The 16,540-nt window shown below is 62.8% G+C and carries 15 protein-coding genes; 7 read left to right on the top strand and 8 right to left on the bottom strand.

Annotation, left to right across the window (positions count from 1 at the left end; genetic code table 11):
• The first annotated feature begins 47 nt into the window (after positions 1-47).
• On the top strand, positions 48-941 hold the full coding sequence (locus AC0L18_RS20965; protein ID WP_473494012.1) for a PhzF family phenazine biosynthesis protein: 894 nt from the start codon (positions 48-50) through the stop codon (positions 939-941).
• Between the two features lie 535 nt (positions 942-1,476).
• On the opposite strand, the gene AC0L18_RS20970 is transcribed toward AC0L18_RS20965, so the two are convergent.
• From AC0L18_RS20970 to AC0L18_RS20980, 3 genes are read right to left on the bottom strand one after another with little or no spacing between them, the layout of a single operon-like run.
• The gene (locus tag AC0L18_RS20970; RefSeq protein ID WP_473494013.1) at positions 1,477-3,114 is read right to left on the bottom strand and encodes an acyl-CoA synthetase; all 1,638 of its coding nucleotides are present in this window, start codon (positions 3,112-3,114) and stop codon (positions 1,477-1,479) included.
• Positions 3,115-3,172: 58 nt separating this feature from the next.
• Entirely contained in the window at positions 3,173-3,502 is a 330-nt protein-coding gene (locus AC0L18_RS20975) for a type II toxin-antitoxin system RelE/ParE family toxin (RefSeq protein WP_473494014.1), read from the bottom strand.
• A gap of 2 nt (positions 3,503-3,504) precedes the next feature.
• The gene (locus tag AC0L18_RS20980; RefSeq protein WP_077381476.1) at positions 3,505-3,750 is read right to left on the bottom strand and encodes a type II toxin-antitoxin system ParD family antitoxin; all 246 of its coding nucleotides are present in this window, start codon (positions 3,748-3,750) and stop codon (positions 3,505-3,507) included.
• A 137-nt stretch (positions 3,751-3,887) separates the two neighbouring features.
• Between AC0L18_RS20980 and AC0L18_RS20985 the strand changes: the two genes are divergently transcribed.
• The 3 genes from AC0L18_RS20985 (at position 3,888) to AC0L18_RS20995 (ending at position 7,358) form a co-directional block, all read left to right on the top strand.
• Complete coding sequence (locus AC0L18_RS20985) at positions 3,888-4,853, top strand: sugar-binding transcriptional regulator (protein ID WP_473494015.1); 966 nt, start codon at positions 3,888-3,890, stop codon at positions 4,851-4,853.
• 83 nt (positions 4,854-4,936) lie between these two features.
• Positions 4,937-6,991, top strand: a complete 2,055-nt coding sequence (locus AC0L18_RS20990; RefSeq protein ID WP_473494016.1) for a bifunctional aldolase/short-chain dehydrogenase — start codon at positions 4,937-4,939, stop codon at positions 6,989-6,991.
• 109 nt (positions 6,992-7,100) lie between these two features.
• Complete coding sequence (locus AC0L18_RS20995) at positions 7,101-7,358, top strand: type II toxin-antitoxin system RelB/DinJ family antitoxin (RefSeq protein WP_128171946.1); 258 nt, start codon at positions 7,101-7,103, stop codon at positions 7,356-7,358.
• Positions 7,359-7,671: 313 nt separating this feature from the next.
• Here AC0L18_RS20995 and AC0L18_RS21000 read toward each other — a convergent pair whose 3' ends face one another.
• The 4 genes from AC0L18_RS21000 to AC0L18_RS21015 form a co-directional block, all read right to left on the bottom strand.
• The gene (locus tag AC0L18_RS21000; protein WP_095517581.1) at positions 7,672-7,959 is read right to left on the bottom strand and encodes a GIY-YIG nuclease family protein; all 288 of its coding nucleotides are present in this window, start codon (positions 7,957-7,959) and stop codon (positions 7,672-7,674) included.
• A gap of 414 nt (positions 7,960-8,373) precedes the next feature.
• Entirely contained in the window at positions 8,374-9,429 is a 1,056-nt protein-coding gene (locus AC0L18_RS21005) for a substrate-binding domain-containing protein (RefSeq protein WP_473494017.1), read from the bottom strand.
• A 61-nt stretch (positions 9,430-9,490) separates the two neighbouring features.
• Complete coding sequence (locus AC0L18_RS21010) at positions 9,491-10,510, bottom strand: ABC transporter permease (protein ID WP_473494018.1); 1,020 nt, start codon at positions 10,508-10,510, stop codon at positions 9,491-9,493.
• A gap of 33 nt (positions 10,511-10,543) precedes the next feature.
• Positions 10,544-12,070, bottom strand: a complete 1,527-nt coding sequence (locus tag AC0L18_RS21015; RefSeq protein WP_473494019.1) for a sugar ABC transporter ATP-binding protein — start codon at positions 12,068-12,070, stop codon at positions 10,544-10,546.
• Between the two features lie 135 nt (positions 12,071-12,205).
• Between AC0L18_RS21015 and mtnK the strand changes: the two genes are divergently transcribed.
• The 3 genes from mtnK to AC0L18_RS21030 all read left to right on the top strand — a co-directional run bounded on the left by mtnK (position 12,206) and on the right by AC0L18_RS21030 (position 15,695).
• Positions 12,206-13,477 (top strand): S-methyl-5-thioribose kinase, encoded by a 1,272-nt coding sequence (gene mtnK, locus AC0L18_RS21020; RefSeq protein WP_473494020.1) that lies wholly within the window; start codon positions 12,206-12,208, stop codon positions 13,475-13,477.
• Entirely contained in the window at positions 13,474-14,565 is a 1,092-nt protein-coding gene (mtnA, locus tag AC0L18_RS21025; RefSeq protein WP_473494021.1) for an S-methyl-5-thioribose-1-phosphate isomerase, read from the top strand. The genes mtnK and mtnA overlap by 4 nt, the downstream gene beginning before the upstream one ends.
• A gap of 302 nt (positions 14,566-14,867) precedes the next feature.
• The gene (locus tag AC0L18_RS21030) at positions 14,868-15,695 is read left to right on the top strand and encodes a phosphogluconate dehydrogenase C-terminal domain-containing protein (protein ID WP_473494022.1); all 828 of its coding nucleotides are present in this window, start codon (positions 14,868-14,870) and stop codon (positions 15,693-15,695) included.
• Between the two features lie 52 nt (positions 15,696-15,747).
• On the opposite strand, the gene AC0L18_RS21035 is transcribed toward AC0L18_RS21030, so the two are convergent.
• Positions 15,748-16,506: a hypothetical protein gene (locus tag AC0L18_RS21035; RefSeq protein WP_473494023.1), complete on the bottom strand. Its 759-nt coding sequence runs from the start codon at positions 16,504-16,506 to the stop codon at positions 15,748-15,750.
• Positions 16,507-16,540: the final 34 nt, after the last annotated feature.

Consider the following 16,540-nt stretch of genomic DNA (forward strand, 5'->3'; position numbering starts at 1 on the left):
GTTCTGCAAACTGAACGGGCCCAATTGCGGTTCTCGGAGGAAAAACCATGAGCAGAACAATTCCATTTCATTTCGTCGATGTCTTCGCGGTAGAGCCGCTGACCGGCAATTCCCTCGCGGTGGTCGATGGCGGTGACGAGTTGGCGCTCGAGCTGATGCAGAACATTGCCCGTGAGTTCAACCAGTCCGAGACCACTTTTGTCCTACCAGCGACCCGGGCGGACGCCGATTGGAAATTGCGCTCTTTCACGCCGAAAGGCGTGGAGGTTTTCGGCGCAGGCGGCCACAACACGCTAGGGGCCTGGTGGTGGCTCGCTGCCGCCGGGCGGCTCGAGCTGGGCGATGGCCCGACATGGTTTCACCAACAGATCGGCGACTTGGTACATCCATTGGCCATCTGGCAAAGCCAGGGGAAACTCGAAAAGGTCGTTATGCAGCAGGAAGCCCCAGTGGCCGGCCGGCAGATCTCAAATCCTGGCGCCCTTGCCGCGGCACTTGGCCTTAATATTGAAGAAATAACGGACGTCGTGCCTTGCCAGGTGGTCTCGACCGGTGCTGCCCATCTCCTGGTGCCAATCCGCGATCGCCAAGCCGTCGACCGGATTTCGCCTGACGCCAAACAGCTTTTCGACTTGCTCAATGAGGTCGGCGGGGAAGGCTGCTACGTCTTCTCACTTGATCCGCTACAGCGGGGAACCACAGCGTATGCACGTTTTTTCAACCCGACCGTCGGCATTGCAGAGGATCCGGCGACCGGTACGGCGGCTGGTCCGCTCGCCGCACATCTGGTTGCACACGGTGTTGCGCAGCCCGGCGTCATCAAGGTCGAGCAAGGCACGGCGCTCGGACGTACCAGCATCATCGAGGTCGATGTCGATGCCGGCTCGGTGAGCGTGTCTGGACGCGGCATCGTGGTGGCGAGCGGGGCGTTTTCGATCTAGTTTCGCTGCACCGAGGATTTGGTTCCGAGCCCTGTGGACGGTCGCTGCCGGCCGGCCTGCAACCTCTAATCTCCAACGCTGCCGATTGGCATAAGCCACCACGCCTTCGTCATCCTAGGGCGAAGCAAGGAGCGAAGCGACGCGGCGCAGACCCTAGGATCCATTCCGTGACATCAGCCGAAGAATGCAGCGGCCCAGAACGGTGCTCGTATCCGCGACGGTGCCAGCTACCTTCCACCATGACCGGCTATGCCACCATGACCGCGAGCCAAAAGTGTGGCGAACATTTCGACATTTGCGACGCCATCCAGCGCGAGAAGTCGCTGAAGCGCTGGCCTTAGAAGATCGAGCTGACCGAGAAGACCAATCCAGAATGGGTTCGAGCTTTTTCGCTGAACGGGGGTGGTAGGCGCTCGGTTCTGGTCCGCTGCATTCTTCGGCTTGGGTAACGGCATGGATCCTAGGGTCTGCGCCGCGTCGCTTCGCTCCTTGCTCCGCCCTAGGATGACGAAGTGAAGGGGGCGGCCTGATCCACCTACCCCTTAACCATCTCCCTCAAACGGAACTTCTGGATCTTGCCGGTTGAGGTCTTCGGGATTTCGGCGAAGATCACCGCTTTCGGCAGTTTGAAGCGGGCGAGCAGCGCGCGGCAGTGATCGATGATCTCGGCCTCGGTCGCCGTCCTGCCCGGCTTCAGCTCGACATAGGCGACCGGCACCTCGCCCCATTTGTCGTCGGGCCTGGCGACGACGCCGCAGGAGGCCACGGCGCCGTGCTTGTAGAGCGCCTCCTCGACTTCGATCGAGGAGATGTTCTCGCCGCCGGAAATGATGATGTCCTTGGAGCGGTCCTTGAGCTGGATGTAGCCGTCGGAATGCATGACGCCGAGGTCGCCCGAGTGGAACCAGCCGCCGGCGAAGGCCTCGTCGCTCGCCTTGCGGTTCTTCAGATAGCCCTTCATGACGATGTTGCCGCGGAACATGACCTCGCCGATCGTCTCGCCGTCGGCCGGCGTCGCCTCCATCGTCTCGGGGTCCATCACCGTCAGATCCTCGAGCGCGGCATAGCGCACGCCTTGCCTGGCCTTCCTCGCCGCCTTCTGTCCCTTCTCCAGCCCATCCCACTCGCCATGCCATTCGTTGACGACAGCCGGGCCATAAGTCTCGGTCAGGCCATAGAGGTGGGTGACGGCAAAAGCCGCGTCGGCCATGCCCGACAACACCGCTTCCGGCGGCGGTGCCGCGGCGGTGTTGAAGGTGACCGCCTGCGGAAATTGCCGCTTCTCCTCGTCGCTGGCGTTGATCAGCACCGACATCACCACCGGCGCGCCGCACAGATGGGTGACGCCGTGGTCGGCGATGGCGTCGTAGATCGGCTTCGGCCGCACCCAGCGCAGGCAGACATGGGTGCCGGCCTGCACGGCCAGCGTCCACGGAAAGCACCAGCCATTGCAGTGGAACATCGGCAGCGTCCACAGATAGACCGCATGCTTGCCCATGCCGGCATGGATGGTGTTGGCGTAGGCCATCAGTGCCGCACCGCGATGGTGATAGACGACGCCCTTGGGATTGCCCGTCGTCCCGGAGGTGTAGTTGAGCGAGATCGCATCCCATTCTTCGTCCGGCATCGACCAGGCGAAATCCTCGTCGCCGCCCGCGACGAAGGTCTCGTAGTCGAGCGAGCCGATTCGCTCGCCCTTGGGATAAGGGGCATCAGTGGCGTATTCGGGATCGTCATAGTCGATGACCAGCGGTTTTACCCTGGCCAGCGCCAGCGCCTCGCTGACGACATTTGCAAACTCGCGATCGACGACCAGCACCTTGGTTTCGGCATGGTCGAGCTGGAAGGCGATGACGGCGGCATCGAGACGGGTGTTGAGCGAATGCAGCACCGCCTTGGTCATCGGCACGCCGAAATGCGCTTCCAGCATCGGCGGCGTGTTGGACAGCATGACGGTGACGGTGTCGCCCTTGCCGATGCCGCGTTTTTGCAGCGCCGAGGCAAGCTTCAGCGATCGCCGCCAGAAATCACGATAGGTCGTGCGCTGGCGGCCATGGATGATCGCGACATGGTCGGGAAAGGTCCTTGCCGCCCGCTCCAGATAGCTGAGCGGCGTCAGCGGCTGGTGGTTGGCTGGATTCCTGCCGAGATCCTGTTCGTAGGGATTGCCCATCCCGTCCTCCCCATGTTTATCGAACGCTTCGGGACGCTGGCGAGCGAGGCCGCCTCAGCTACTCCTGGCGCCCCTGCCCGCCTTCGCCTTCTGACCATAACGCGTTGATGTCGCGATGCCCTTCGATGATGTTCGCCACCTCAAAGCAATCTCCATTATAGCGGAAGAAAATGACGTATCCCCGGAAAGCGAAACTCCGGATGTCCGGCCGGAGATCGGGGCGAGCACGACCGATCGTCGCCTGCAAGCTCGCCAGATCACGGCATTTCTGGCGCAGAGCATCCACAAAACGGCGGCCAAGCACCAGGCTGCCGCTTTCGCGAGCGACGTATTCAAAGATATTGACCAAATCTGTCTGTACCGACGGCAACATACGCAGCCGTGGCACTCCTAGAAGCCTTCCTTTGCGAGTTGCTCAGCCTTGGCTTCCACAGCCGCGTCAATGTCCTGCTCGGTCGCTTCGCCGTCGTCAGCAAACGACTTATCCAGCATGGCGCGTAGCGCCTTTAGCTTTTCCTCGCGTTCTTCGACCAGGCGCAAGCCTTCGCGCACGACTTCGCTGGCAGAACCGTAGCGGCCCCGCTTGACAATGTTGGACACGAAAGTTTCCCAGCGCTCACCCAATGATACGTTCATTGTCAGGCCTCCTGTTCAGTTTTTATCCCGATAACAAAAATGGCGCAATCACTGGCATCGACAATACCCGCAGTTCACCAAGATTCCACAATTTGACTTTTGTCGACAGCCGTGAATAATGTCAGCGAGGAGATGGCATGGCGATCCGACCGGCAGAACAGCTTATCCATAAGGCCGCCTGGCTCTACTATGCCCACGGCTTGCGCCAGGACCAGGTCGCCAGCCAGCTCAAGATTTCCCGAGCCTCGGTCGCCATGTATCTGCGCAAAGCGCGCGAGACCGGCATCGTCAACATCTCGACCTCGACCCAGCTTTTCACCGACGACGTCATGGCGCGCAAACTCGAAGACGCATTGAAGCTCGATGCCGTCTGGATAGCGCCGGAAAACGGCCATGTCGCCGATCCGTCGACCGACATCGCGGTGCTGGCGGCCAGCGTCTTTCTCGAGCTGATCAAGAAGGGCGATCGCATCGGCGTCGCCTGGGGAAGGACCATCTATACGATCGCCGACATCATGTCCTATGCCGATCTGCAGGACGTCACGGTGGTGCAGCTCTGCGGCAATCTGGGAGCCCCCTATTCCTACCGCCCCGACCAATGCACCATGGAAATCGCCCGCCGGCTCAATGCCAAGGGACTCAATTTCTATGCGCCGCTGGTGCTGACGACAGAGGAACTGGCGCGCGGCCTGCGCGCCGAGCCGGTGATCCGCGAGCAGTTGTCCGGCATCAGTGCGTGCAATCTGGCGCTTTACTCGGTCGGCACCGTCGACGCCGACAGCCATGTCGTCAAATGCGGCGCGCTGACTGCCAGCGAAATGGAGGTGCTGCGTCGTGCCGGGGCTGCCGGCGTCATCGCCGGTCAGATCATCGACGCGCAAGGCAAGGCGCTAGACTGCAGCTACAACAGGCGGATCATTTCGGCGGAGCTGTCATCGCTGCACAAGATTGAAAAGCGTCTCGTGGTGGTGCAGGAGGACAGCAAGTTCGGACCGCTGGTGGCGGCGATTGCGGGTGGGCTATGCACGCATCTGGTGGTCGGCGCCCGGATGGCGCGACGGCTGCTCGACGATGTCGGACCGGCAGCAGAAAAGGTCGCCTAGAGAACACAAGCCGCCGCGGAGGCATTGTCATCAAGGCGTCGCGGCATTCCTGTTTTACAACAAAACAACCGGACGAAGCGAACATGAAGAACCTGTGGAATGACGGCGACGCGGAAAAGCTGGTTGCCGACTATGCAATGAAGGGCGTGGCCCGCGACCTGGCGCTGCGCGTCTACACGACCAGGCTTCTGGGCGGCGAACCGCGGCTTGTCCTGCATGGCGGCGGCAACACATCGTACAAGACAAAGGCCACCGATCTCGTCGGCGACGAATGGGACGTGCTCTGCGTCAAGGGCAGCGGCTGGGACATGGGCGTCATCGAGCCGCAGGGCATGCCGGCGGTCAAGCTCGGCGCGCTGCTCAAGGCGCGGTCGCTCAAAAAACTCTCCGATGAAGACATGGTGGCGCTGCAGCGGGTGAACCTGATCGATCCGTCTTCGCCCAACCCTTCGGTCGAGACGCTGCTGCACGCCTTCCTGCCGCATAAATTCGTCGACCATACGCACTCGACCGCCATCCTGGCCATTGTCGACCAGGACGACAGCGAGGCGCTGAGCAAGAAGGTTTTTGGCAACAAGATGGGGTTCGTGCCCTACATCATGCCGGGATTCGACCTGGCGAAGGCGGCTGCCGATGTCTTCGACGCCGACCCGACGGTCGAAGGCCTGATCCTCGACAAGCATGGCATTTTCACGTTCGGCGACGATGCCAGGCAGGCTTACGACCGGATGATCCATTATGTGAACCTCGCCGAGGATTTCATCGCCAGCCACGGCAAGCCGCGTAGCGAAAAAACCGCCTTGCCGGCCAGGCTGGCGCAGCCTGCGGAGATTGCGCCGATGCTGCGCGGCGCGGTGGCGGTAGCGCGGGGCGAAGGCCGCTTCGATCGCATGATCAGCGATTTCCGCACCTCGGACGCGATTGTCGATTTCATCAACTCGGCTGACATTGCCGACTATGCCGGGCGCGGCGTGTCGACGCCCGACCTGTCGATTCGCATCAAGACCGGACCGATGGCGCTGCCGGCGCCCGACGCGGACAAGATCGGCGACTACAAATCCGTCATTCGCCAGCATGTCGAGAACTTCGCCAGGGACTATCGCGCCTACTTCGAAACCAACGACGCTCTCGACGACGTGAGGCGGACTATGCTCGACCTGATGCCGCGCCTGACGCTGGTGCCGGGGCTCGGCATGTTCGGCCATGGCCGCACGCTTAAAGACGCGAAGATTGCCTCCGACGTCGGTGAAATGTGGATCGAGGCGGTGCGCGGCGCCGAAGCAATCGGCGATTTCCATCCACTGTCCAAGGCCGACCTTTTTCCGCTCGAATACTGGTCGCTGGAACAGGCCAAGCTCGCCGCCAACAAGCCGAAGCCGCTGACCGGCCAAATTGTGCTGGTCACCGGCGGCGCCGGCGCGATCGGTGCCGCCACGGCAAAGCTGTTCGCCGACAATGGCGCTCATGCGGTAGTCGTCGATCTCGACGCGGCGAGGGCGACGGAGGCGGCAAAAAAAGCCGGCAACGGTTCGATCGGCGTCGGCGCCGACATCACCGACCCGGCGCAGATGCGCGCTGCCTTCGACAAGGCCGTTGCCGTCTACGGTGGCCTCGACATCCTCGTCTCGAATGCCGGTGCGGCTTGGGAAGGCAGGATCGGCGAACTCGACGACGCCACTTTGCGCAAGAGCTTCGAGCTCAATTTCTTCGCCCACCAGTCGGCGGCGCAGAACGCAGTGCGCATTATGCTCGAGCAGGGCACCGGCGGCGTGCTTTTGTTCAACACCTCCAAGCAGGCGATCAATCCGGGTCCGAAGTTCGGCGCCTATGGCATGCCAAAGGCGGCGACGCTTTTCCTGTCCAGGCAATATGCTGTCGACTACGGCGCCCACGGCATCCGCTCCAATGCCGTCAACGCCGACCGCATCCGTTCCGGGCTGTTGACCGACGCGATGATCGCCAGCCGTTCGAGCGCCCGCGGGGTCTCGGAAAAGGAATATATGGCGGGCAATCTGCTCGGGCAGGAAGTGACGGCCGAAGACGTCGCCCAGGCCTTCCTGCATCAGGCGCTGGCAGAGCGCACCACCGCCAATGTGACGACGGTGGATGGCGGCAATATCGCGGCAGCGCTGCGGTAATGCATGTCGCTCAAACGCCGCACATTTTCGAACGGTACGAACTGGACCGGATGGCTTGCGAATTTGGCCTTTCGTAGCTACATTGTAGCTCTCATCAAGGAGCAGTAATATGGCAACGGAAACTGTGGTCCGCGCTCGGATCGATGCGGCGACAAAGGCACAGGCGACGGAAGCCTTGGCGGCAATGGGATTGTCCGTTTCCGACGCCATTCGCCTGCTGCTGGTCCGCGTCGCCGCCGACAAGGAGTTCCCCTTTCCGGTGAAGGTGCCGAACGCAACCACTCGAAAGGCCATGTCCGAATTGGAGCAGGGCAAGGGCAAGCGTTTCGCCTCGGCCGACGAGTTGTTCAAGGACTTGGAAATCTGATGTGCTGGCGCCTGTTCGATCCGGACAATTCCGCCGTGACGTGAAACGTGCCGAGAAGCGTGGCAAAGATCTTGGCAAGCTGCGCGAGATGTTAGACGTTCTGCGATACAGTGATTTTGACTGGTTGAAAGTCGATTGGGAGCGACCGTAATCTTTGCTTTAGTTTAGGGACAATCGCAAACCCTCGATATTGGGGCGAAACACCTCTCCCTTCGTCATCCTAGGGCGGAGCAAGGAGCGAAGCGACGCGGCGCAGACCCTAGGATCCATGCCGTTACGCCAGCCGAAGAATGCAACGGCCCAGAACCGAACGCTACCACCCGGTTCCGCGAAAAAGCTCGAACCATTCTGGATTGGCCTTCTCGATCAACTCTATCTTCCATTGGCGCGGCCAGCGCTTCAGCGACTTCTCGCGCTGGATGGCGTCGCGAATGTCGAAATGTTCCTCATACCAGACCAGACGCTGCACGCCGTAGCGGCTGGTGAAGCGCGAGCCTTCGCCGGATTTGTGCTCCGGCATGCGGCGGCCGAGATCATTGGTGACGCCGATATAGATCGTGCCGCGCTTCTGGCTTGCGGTCATATAGGCATAGCCGGTCATGGTGGAAGGGTAACTGCCACCGTTGCGGATGCAAGCGCCGTTCTGGGCCGTTGCATTCTTCGGCTGATGTAACGGCATGGATCCCAGGGTCTCCGCGACGTCGCTTCGCTCCTGCTCCGCCCTGGGATGACGAAGGCATGGTGGCCTGTGGCTAATCACCAGCGTCAGAGATGGTGCCTGCAGGCCGGCCGGCTCGCAAAGCCGCTGCACAGTTGGAGGACCCGTGGCGATCGTACACGGGATGCGCAATCCGGAACACTGGCTGTAAACCAGAGAGGCTGACGCAGCAGGCATTGATACCTAGCGGGATGCGTTCAAATTGAACTGGGCATCCCGCTCTAACTAGCCCCATTTCTGCGACGCCAAGTGATTCCACCCGCCCACGAGCCGCTCGTCCCTTACGCCTGCGGAACGCTATTTCGCGTTGGGGTTCGGCATCCAGGCCGGCATCGCGACATCGGCATGGGCGAACTGCGGCAGCTTGGCCGAGAGGTCTTCCATGTTCTTGATGTCCTTGTCGATCAGGTCCTTTTGGGTGATCAGCGTCGGCGGCACGATGACGTTTTGGCCGGGGTCTTCGCCGGCCAAAAGCTGCGCCAGGGCGCGTACCGAAACCTGGCCGACGACGGCCGGGTTGGTGGCAGCGGTCGCCGCCCAGGCGCTGTCGGGCTCGCGCATCGCGGCGATGTCGGAGGTCGAGATGTCGGCCGAATAGATCTTGATGTCCTGCGACAGGCCGGCCTCGTCGACGGCGATCTTCACGCCCTTGGCGAATTCGTCGTAGGGCGCGAACATCACCTTGATGTCGGGGTTGGCCGACAGCACCGAGCGGGCCTGGTTGGCGACGGAATTGGCGATCGGATTGTCGAGCGTGCCGAACATCGCAGCCTCGTTGATGCCCGCATATTTCTTCTTGAAGTCGACCCAGGTCTCGTTGCGGCGGTCGAGCGGCGCGATGCCGGCGACATAGACGTAGCCGGCCTTCCAGCTCTCGCCATTGTCCTTGACCGCCTGTTCGAGCGCGAGGCGCGCGAGGTCGCGGTCGGACTGCTCGATCTGCGGTATCTTGGGGTTTTCGACATTGACGTCGAAGGCGACGACCTTGATGCCGGCGTCGACCGCGCGCTGGGCGGCTTCCTTCATCGATTCCGTCAAGCCGTGCTGGATGATGATGCCCTGAACGCCGAGCGCGATGGCCTGGTCGACCATGTCGGCCTGAAGGGCTGCATCCTGACGGCTGTCGAGGACGCGCAGATCGACGCCAAGCGCCTTGGCCTGCGCTTCGACACCGGAAAGATAGGCCTGGAAGAAGTCACCGGTCGAGAGATAGCGGACCAGCGCGATCTTGACGGCGCCGGGCTTGTCGAAAGGCGCCGGCCTGTCCTGCGCCATCGCCGGGACCTGCATCAGCAGCGCAGCGCCGGCAAGCCCGAGTGCTGCCTTCCCCAAAAGTCTTCTTGTGATCTTCATGTTGTTTCCTCCACTTGTTGAACTCAAATTTCAGCCGGTCGAAATCCTATCCGTCGAAATCCTACCTGTTGCCCCTGCCGGAAAGGGCGAAGGTGAAGACCAGGGCAACCACGAGAACCACGCCCTTGATGAAATCCTGCGTGTAATAGGGCGCGTTCATCATCGTCAGGCCCTGCAGCAGCACGCCGACAAACACCGCGCCGACAGCCGTGCCGAAGGCGTTCGGCTTGGCGGCGCCAAGAACCGCGTAGCCGATGAGTGCCGCAGCCACTGCGTCGAGCAGGAGATTATTACCCGAGGCGATGTCGCCGCGTCCAAGCCGGGCAGCGAGCAAAATGCCGCCGATCGAGGCAAAAACCCCTGAAATAACGTATGCCCAGATTTTGTATGCCTTGACAGGCGCGCCGGCGAGTTCGGCAGCCCGTTGGTTGCTGCCGACCGCATACATCATGCGGCCGAAACGGGTGTATTCGAGAAAGAACCAGATCAGCACCGCAAGCACGAGCAGGACGACGACCGAAACCGGGATGAGGTTGGGGATGAAGAAATCGAAGCGGTGGCGGCCGAGCGCCAGGAAGGCGCGGCCGAACGTGCCGTTGGCGACCGAGCCGTCGGGCATCGTCATGCCGGTGGCGATCGAGCGGCCCTCGGTCGGGATGCGCTGCAAGCCGACGAGCAGGAACATCATGCCGAGCGTCGCCAGGAGATCCGGCACGCGCATATAGACGATCAGCCAGCCATTGATGAGGCCGACGATGACGCCGATCGCGAGACAGGCGACAACCGCGACGACAGCGTTCTGCTCCAGCACCACCATAACATAGGCGGCCGCCATCATGGCGCTGGTGGCGACGGAGCCGATCGACAGGTCGAAGCCGCCGACGACCAGGGTGGCGGTGACGCCGAGCGCCAGCACGCCGGTGATGGCGACGGACTGAAAGATGAAGACGGCGCTCTGCGGCGAGACGAAGCCATCAGCGGCGATGGCGAAATAGGCGATCAACCCGAACAGCAGAACGATGAAGCCATAGCGGATGGCATGGCCGCGCGCGGCTGCCATCCTTACCCAACCCGAACTCATGCCCTCTCCATTCCACGTCCCATTATCTGCCCCTCACGCTGCGCTGTGCAGCGGCCCGCCCGCCACTTCGGCCAGCAGGCGCTCGAGGTCGATGTCGGCGTTGCGATGCTCACCGACGATTGTCTGCTCCGACATCACCAGGATGCGGTCGGCAGTCTCCAGCGCCTCGTCGAGCTCGGTGACGAACAGCAGCGTCGCACGGCCGTTGGCGCTCGAACGCAGCTTGGCGGCGATGTCGCGCCTGGCTGAAATGTCGACGCCCTGAAACGGCTCGTCCAGGATGAACAGTCTTGCCGCCTGCGACATCCAGCGGGCGACCATCACCTTCTGCTGGTTGCCGCCGGAAAGCGCTGACATTTCGTCCCTCTCCGAGCGGCAGACGATGCCCAACTCCCCGATCTGCCGGCGGGCGATGGCGCGCTCGACGCGGCGCTTGAGGACGCCCAGACGCGACATCCGCCTGTGGAACGGCAGGCTGATATTTTTCTGGATGTTGAAGTCGCCGACGATCCCGTTTTCGCTCCGGTCCTTGGCGACGAGAAACACGCCGGCGGCGATCGCCTCGCCTGTCGACCCCGGTGCATAGGCTTTGCCGTTCAGCACCATGGTGCCGGACAGCGGCTTGCGCACGCCAAACAGCGTCTCGGCGAGCGCTGTCTTGCCGACGCCGACGAGGCCGGTGATGGCAACGACTTCGCCGTCGCCGAGCGTCAAAGAGATCGGCCTGGAACCTTCGGCAATGCGCAACCCGTCGATCGTCAGGACAGGCCTGGCCGAATTCCTGGCGACGATCCGGTCGAGGTGGATCTTGCGGCCGAGCATGGCGTTGACCGCGCCTTCATAATCGAGCGGCTTGCTGTAGAAGACGCCTGAGACGACGCCGTCGCGCATCGAGACGATCCGGTCGGCAAGCCGCCTGATGTCGGACATGCGGTGCGAGATGTAGAGGATGGCGACGCCCTGCTCGCGCAGCCTGTCGAGCAGCGCGAAAAGCCGGTCGGCCTCGGCGCTGGACAAGGACGACGTCGGCTCGTCGAGGATCAGCACTTTCGGCTGATGCGCCACGGCGCGCGCAATCGCCACCATCTGGCGGTCGGCCAGCGAGAGATCGCTGATCCGGGCCTTCAGGTCGATCATCAGCCCCATGCGGTCGGCAACCGCCTTTGCCTCGCGGCGCACCCGGCCCGGATTGAACAGGGTCGGCGCGCCGCTGCCGCTCAGCCTGTCGAGCGTCAAATTGGTGGCGACGTCGAGATCGGTGACGACACCGTCATTGATGTTCTGATGGACGGTGACAACGCCGGCGCGGATCGCCGCCGCCGGCGTGTTTGGCGCGAAGTCGTGAGGCGCGAAGTTTTGGCCGGCAAGGCTCATCGTGCCGCCGTCGCGCGGGTAGACGCCGCTGATGATCTTGACCAGGGTGGACTTGCCGGCGCCGTTGGCGCCCATCAGCACGGTCAATTCACCGACATGCAAATCGAGCGAGACGCCGCCAAGCACCTCGATAGGGCCGAAGGATTTCCTCAGGCCGTCGACGCGGAACACGGCATCATTGCCCATTCGTTCCTCCCTTGCGACGACGCTATGGGCTGTTCCGGCAATTGTCAACACGATTGACAATTGCCAGAGGGCTTCCTAGCTTGGACCAACCGTGATGGCTCCACTAAGATGAGAGCACGTAAACGGGAGGTGAGGATGACTGGGAAATTGCCGTTCGAAGCGCTGTCGGTCGAAACACTGGCGGCACGCCTCGGCGCCAACGCGGCGCTGTGTTCGCATATCGGCAAGGACACGAGCCGCTGGAAGGTTCGCGAGGTCGGCGACGGCAATCTGAACCTGGTGTTCATCGTCGAGGGTGCGCAGAGTGCGGCCGTCGTCAAGCAGGCCCTGCCCTATGTCCGCCTGGTCGGCGACAGCTGGCCGCTGCCGCTAAAACGCTCCTTCTTTGAATATCATGCGCTGACCCGGCAGCAGGCGAGAGCGCCCGGTTCGGTGCCGGCAATCCATCACTTCGACGAAGGCCAGGCGCTGATCATCATGGAGTACCTGTCGCCGCACATCATCCTGCGGCGGGCGCTGATCGAGGGCCGGCAGCTGCCCAACATCGCCAGGGACATCGGCCTGTTCATGGCCCGCACCCTGTTTCGCGGCTCCGACCTGCATATGGCGACCAGGGATCGCAAGACCGATCTGGCGCTGTTCGCCGACAATGTCGAGCTTTGCGACATCACCGAGAACCTGGTGTTCTCGGACCCGTATTTCGATGCCAAGATGAACCGGCATACGAGCCCGCAGCTCGACAGCATCGTTGCAGAATTGCGCGCCGACCGCGACCTCAAGGTCGAGGCGCAGCGGCTAAAGCACATTTTTGCGGCCAATGCAGAGACGCTGCTGCACGGCGACCTGCATTCCGGCTCGATCATGGTCACCGAGACAGAAACGCGGATGATCGATCCCGAATTCGCCTTCTACGGCCCGATCGCCTTCGACGTCGGCATGCTGCTCGCCAATTTCTGGATGGCGTTCTTCTCGCAGCGTGGCCACGAGCAGAACGGGAAGCGCGACACCATGCGCGCCTATCTGCTCGACGTCACGGTCGAGACATGGTCGGTGTTCCGCAGCGAGTTCTCGCATCTGTGGTGGACCGAGCGCACCGGCATGCTCTACCAGCAAAGCCTGTTCGAGGATCAGGGCGACAGGCTCGGCGCCGAGCAGGCGCTCGACCACATGCTGCACCAGGTGTGGACCGACATGCTGGGCTTTGCCGGCGTCGAGGTGCACCGGCGTATCCTCGGCCTCGCGCACAATGCCGATTTCGAGACCATTGCCGACGCCTATCTGCGCGCCACATGTGAGGCGAAGGCGCTGAAATTCGGCCGTCACATCGCCGTCAACCGGCGCCAGATCCACAGCATCGACGGGGTCAACAAATTGGCCGCACTGATCGAACGGGAGAACAGGATTTGAACGTCGGCGACCGCCACTATCGCACCATCTGGCTGAGCGACGACGGCCGTTCGGTGGAGATCATCGACCAGCGCTGGCTGCCGCATGATTTCCGCGTCGAGAAAGTCGGCACCGTTGCCGGCATTGCCACGGCGATCCGCGACATGTGGGTGCGCGGCGCGCCGCTGATCGGCGTCACCGCCGCCTATGGCGTCGCCATGCAGATGGCCGACGACCCTTCGGACGCGGCACTCGACGGCGTCTGGGAGGTCTTGCACGAAACGCGCCCGACCGCGATCAATCTGCGCTGGGCGCTCGATGAGATGCGCAATTTGCTGCGGCCGCTTCCATCTGGACAGCGCGCCGAGGCGGCTTACCGGCGCGCCGGCGAAATCGCCGACGAGGATGTCGGCCTCAACCGCGCCATCGGCGTCAACGGGCTTGAAATCATCAGGGAAATCGCAGCACGCAAAAAACCGGGAGAGCCGGTCAACATCCTGACCCATTGCAATGCCGGCTGGCTGGCCACCGTCGACTACGGCACCGCCACGGCGCCGATCTATCTGGCAACGGAAGCCGGCATTCCCGTTCATGTCTATGTCGATGAAACCCGCCCGCGCAACCAGGGCGCCCAGTTGACCGCATGGGAGATGGCCGGCCACGGTGTGCCGCATACACTGATCGTCGACAATGCCGGCGGCCATCTGATGCAGCGCGGCCAGATCGACATGGTCATCGTCGGCACCGACCGCACCACCGCCGACGGCGATGTCTGCAACAAGATCGGCACCTATCTGAAGGCGCTGGCCGCCGCCGACAACGACGTGCCGTTCTATGTCGCGCTGCCGTCGCCAACTATCGACTGGACGGTGGGTGACGGGCTGGCCGAAATCCCGATCGAACAGCGTTCCAGCGACGAGGTCTCGCTGGTCTGGGGCAAGACCGCCAATGGCGAGATTGCGCAGGTCCGCATCTCGCCGGAGACGACGCCCGCGGCAAACCCGGCCTTCGACGTGACGCCGGCGCGGCTGGTCACCGGATTGATCACCGAACGCGGCGTCGCCAGGGCGTCGCGCGCAGGCTTGAAGGCGATGTTTCCCGGACGCTGATGATCCTGCTCCCACGGATACTGCTGAAACGGTTGGCAGCGGACCCTAAATATCAAGACTGACGGCTCGCCGGAACCCTGAAAAGACCCGGCCTCGCCGGCAATGCCAAATGGGATGTCGATCCACCACATGGATCCGACAAGGCCGCCACCAGCTGGCGCAGCCGACGGCGCGGGACTTTGGAATTGGCTCTCGTGAACGCGTTCGTCCCAAACGGGTTGCCAATCCATGGTAGTGTGATTATACCAGTTACTAAGGTGACGATCGGCAGAGCCATCGTTGGAGATCAGGAGCACGGCTGGATGACAACGATTGCGCTGTTTGGTGCCGGCGGCAAAATGGGTTACCGCCTGTCGACCAATTTTCGCGGCTCTCCCTACATCCTACGCCATGTCGAGGTCAGCGACGCCGGCCGCGAGCGGCTGAAGACCGGGCTGGGCATCGACGCGGTCAGCGCCGATGAAGCCCTGGACGCCGCCGAGGTGGTTATCCTGGCGGTTCCCGACACCCATATCGGCAAGGTCGCGGCCAGCATCGAGGGCAAGCTTGCGTCCGGCACAATGGTGGTCGTGCTCGACGCCGCAGCGCCTTTCGCCGGCCATTTGCCGAAGCGGCCGGACCTGACCTATTTCGTCACCCATCCCTGCCATCCGCCGATCTTCAACGACGAGACCGACATGGCGGCCAAGAAGGACTATTTCGGCGGCGTCAAGGCCAAGCAGCATATGGTCAGCGCGCTGATGCAGGGGCCGGAGGAGGATTTCGCCAAGGGCGAAGCGATCGCCAAGATCATCTGGGCCCCGGTGATGCGGTCGCATCGCGTCACGGTCGACCAGATGGCGCTGCTTGAGCCGGGCCTTTCGGAGACCGTCTGCGCTTCGCTGCTGGTCGTCATGAAGGAAGCGGTCGACGAGGTCGTCGCGCGCGGAGTCGACCAGCAGGCCGCGCTCGACTTCCTGCTTGGCCACATGAATGTGCTCGGCGCCGTCATCTTCGGCGAGACCAAGGGCGTGTTCTCCGACGCCTGCAACAAGGCCATCGAGTTCGGCAAGCCGGTGCTGATGCGCGACGACTGGAAGCGGGTCTTCGAGCCGGAAGAGATTGCAGCGAGCATCCAGCGCATCACCTGAAGGCGGAAGCCGCCTTTCCTTCTCCTCTCGTAGGAGAAGGTACAGGCGCATCCTATGTCACCGCGGTGACTCTACCCGCCGCATCGAGGCGACAGCCGACTCGCGCCTGCCGAACCTCGACGCCGCCTTGTCTTGCATAGTGTATGCGCACCTCGATCGGCGCCGTGAGCGCGCCCCGACGTTGCTGCAACGGGCCCGCGCTTACCGCGTGAACAAGCACGGCGCCAAGCGGCGTCGCGGCCGACGCGATCGCCGTGCGGCAGGCGCGCACCACAGCTGGTGGGATACCGGGTTTGGTTTTCAGTGGCGCCATAAACGGATAGCCATAGGTGATCCGCGCCGACGTGTTGCGACCAGTTGCGGAAGGCCTGAGCTTGCGGGGCAGGATGGCGAATTGACTCGCGGCCTTGGCCTTGGTGGTGGCTGGCGTGATGCCGGCATTGCTGCTCGCGGATTGCCCAGCGCCCAGCGCCGGGTTGCCTGGCTTACCTCCTGGAGCGGTGCCCGATGCGGACGAACGGTCGCCCACCCCGACACCTGTCGACAGGCCGCCGCTTGCGCCGCCGAGGTTGCCGCTGACGCCAAGTCCGGCACCGAGCGATCCCTTGCCCGCGCCAAGCGATCCGCCAAGGCTTGCTCCCCCTACTCCATCGACGCTCGAGCCGCCCGCCACCGAGGCGCCCTTCGGGCCGGCGCTAAGGCCAGCACCGACCCCGATACCGCCAAGTTTGCCGCCAAGCCCCGCCTCAAGAGCCGAGGCAGGGCAAATTGCGATCGCGACGGTCAATGCGGCTGCGACGTATTTGTTCATCACCATATTCCTCCTGCGGCATGTATTCGGCCCA

The sequence above is a fragment of the Mesorhizobium sp. WSM4819 genome (assembly GCF_055811215.1).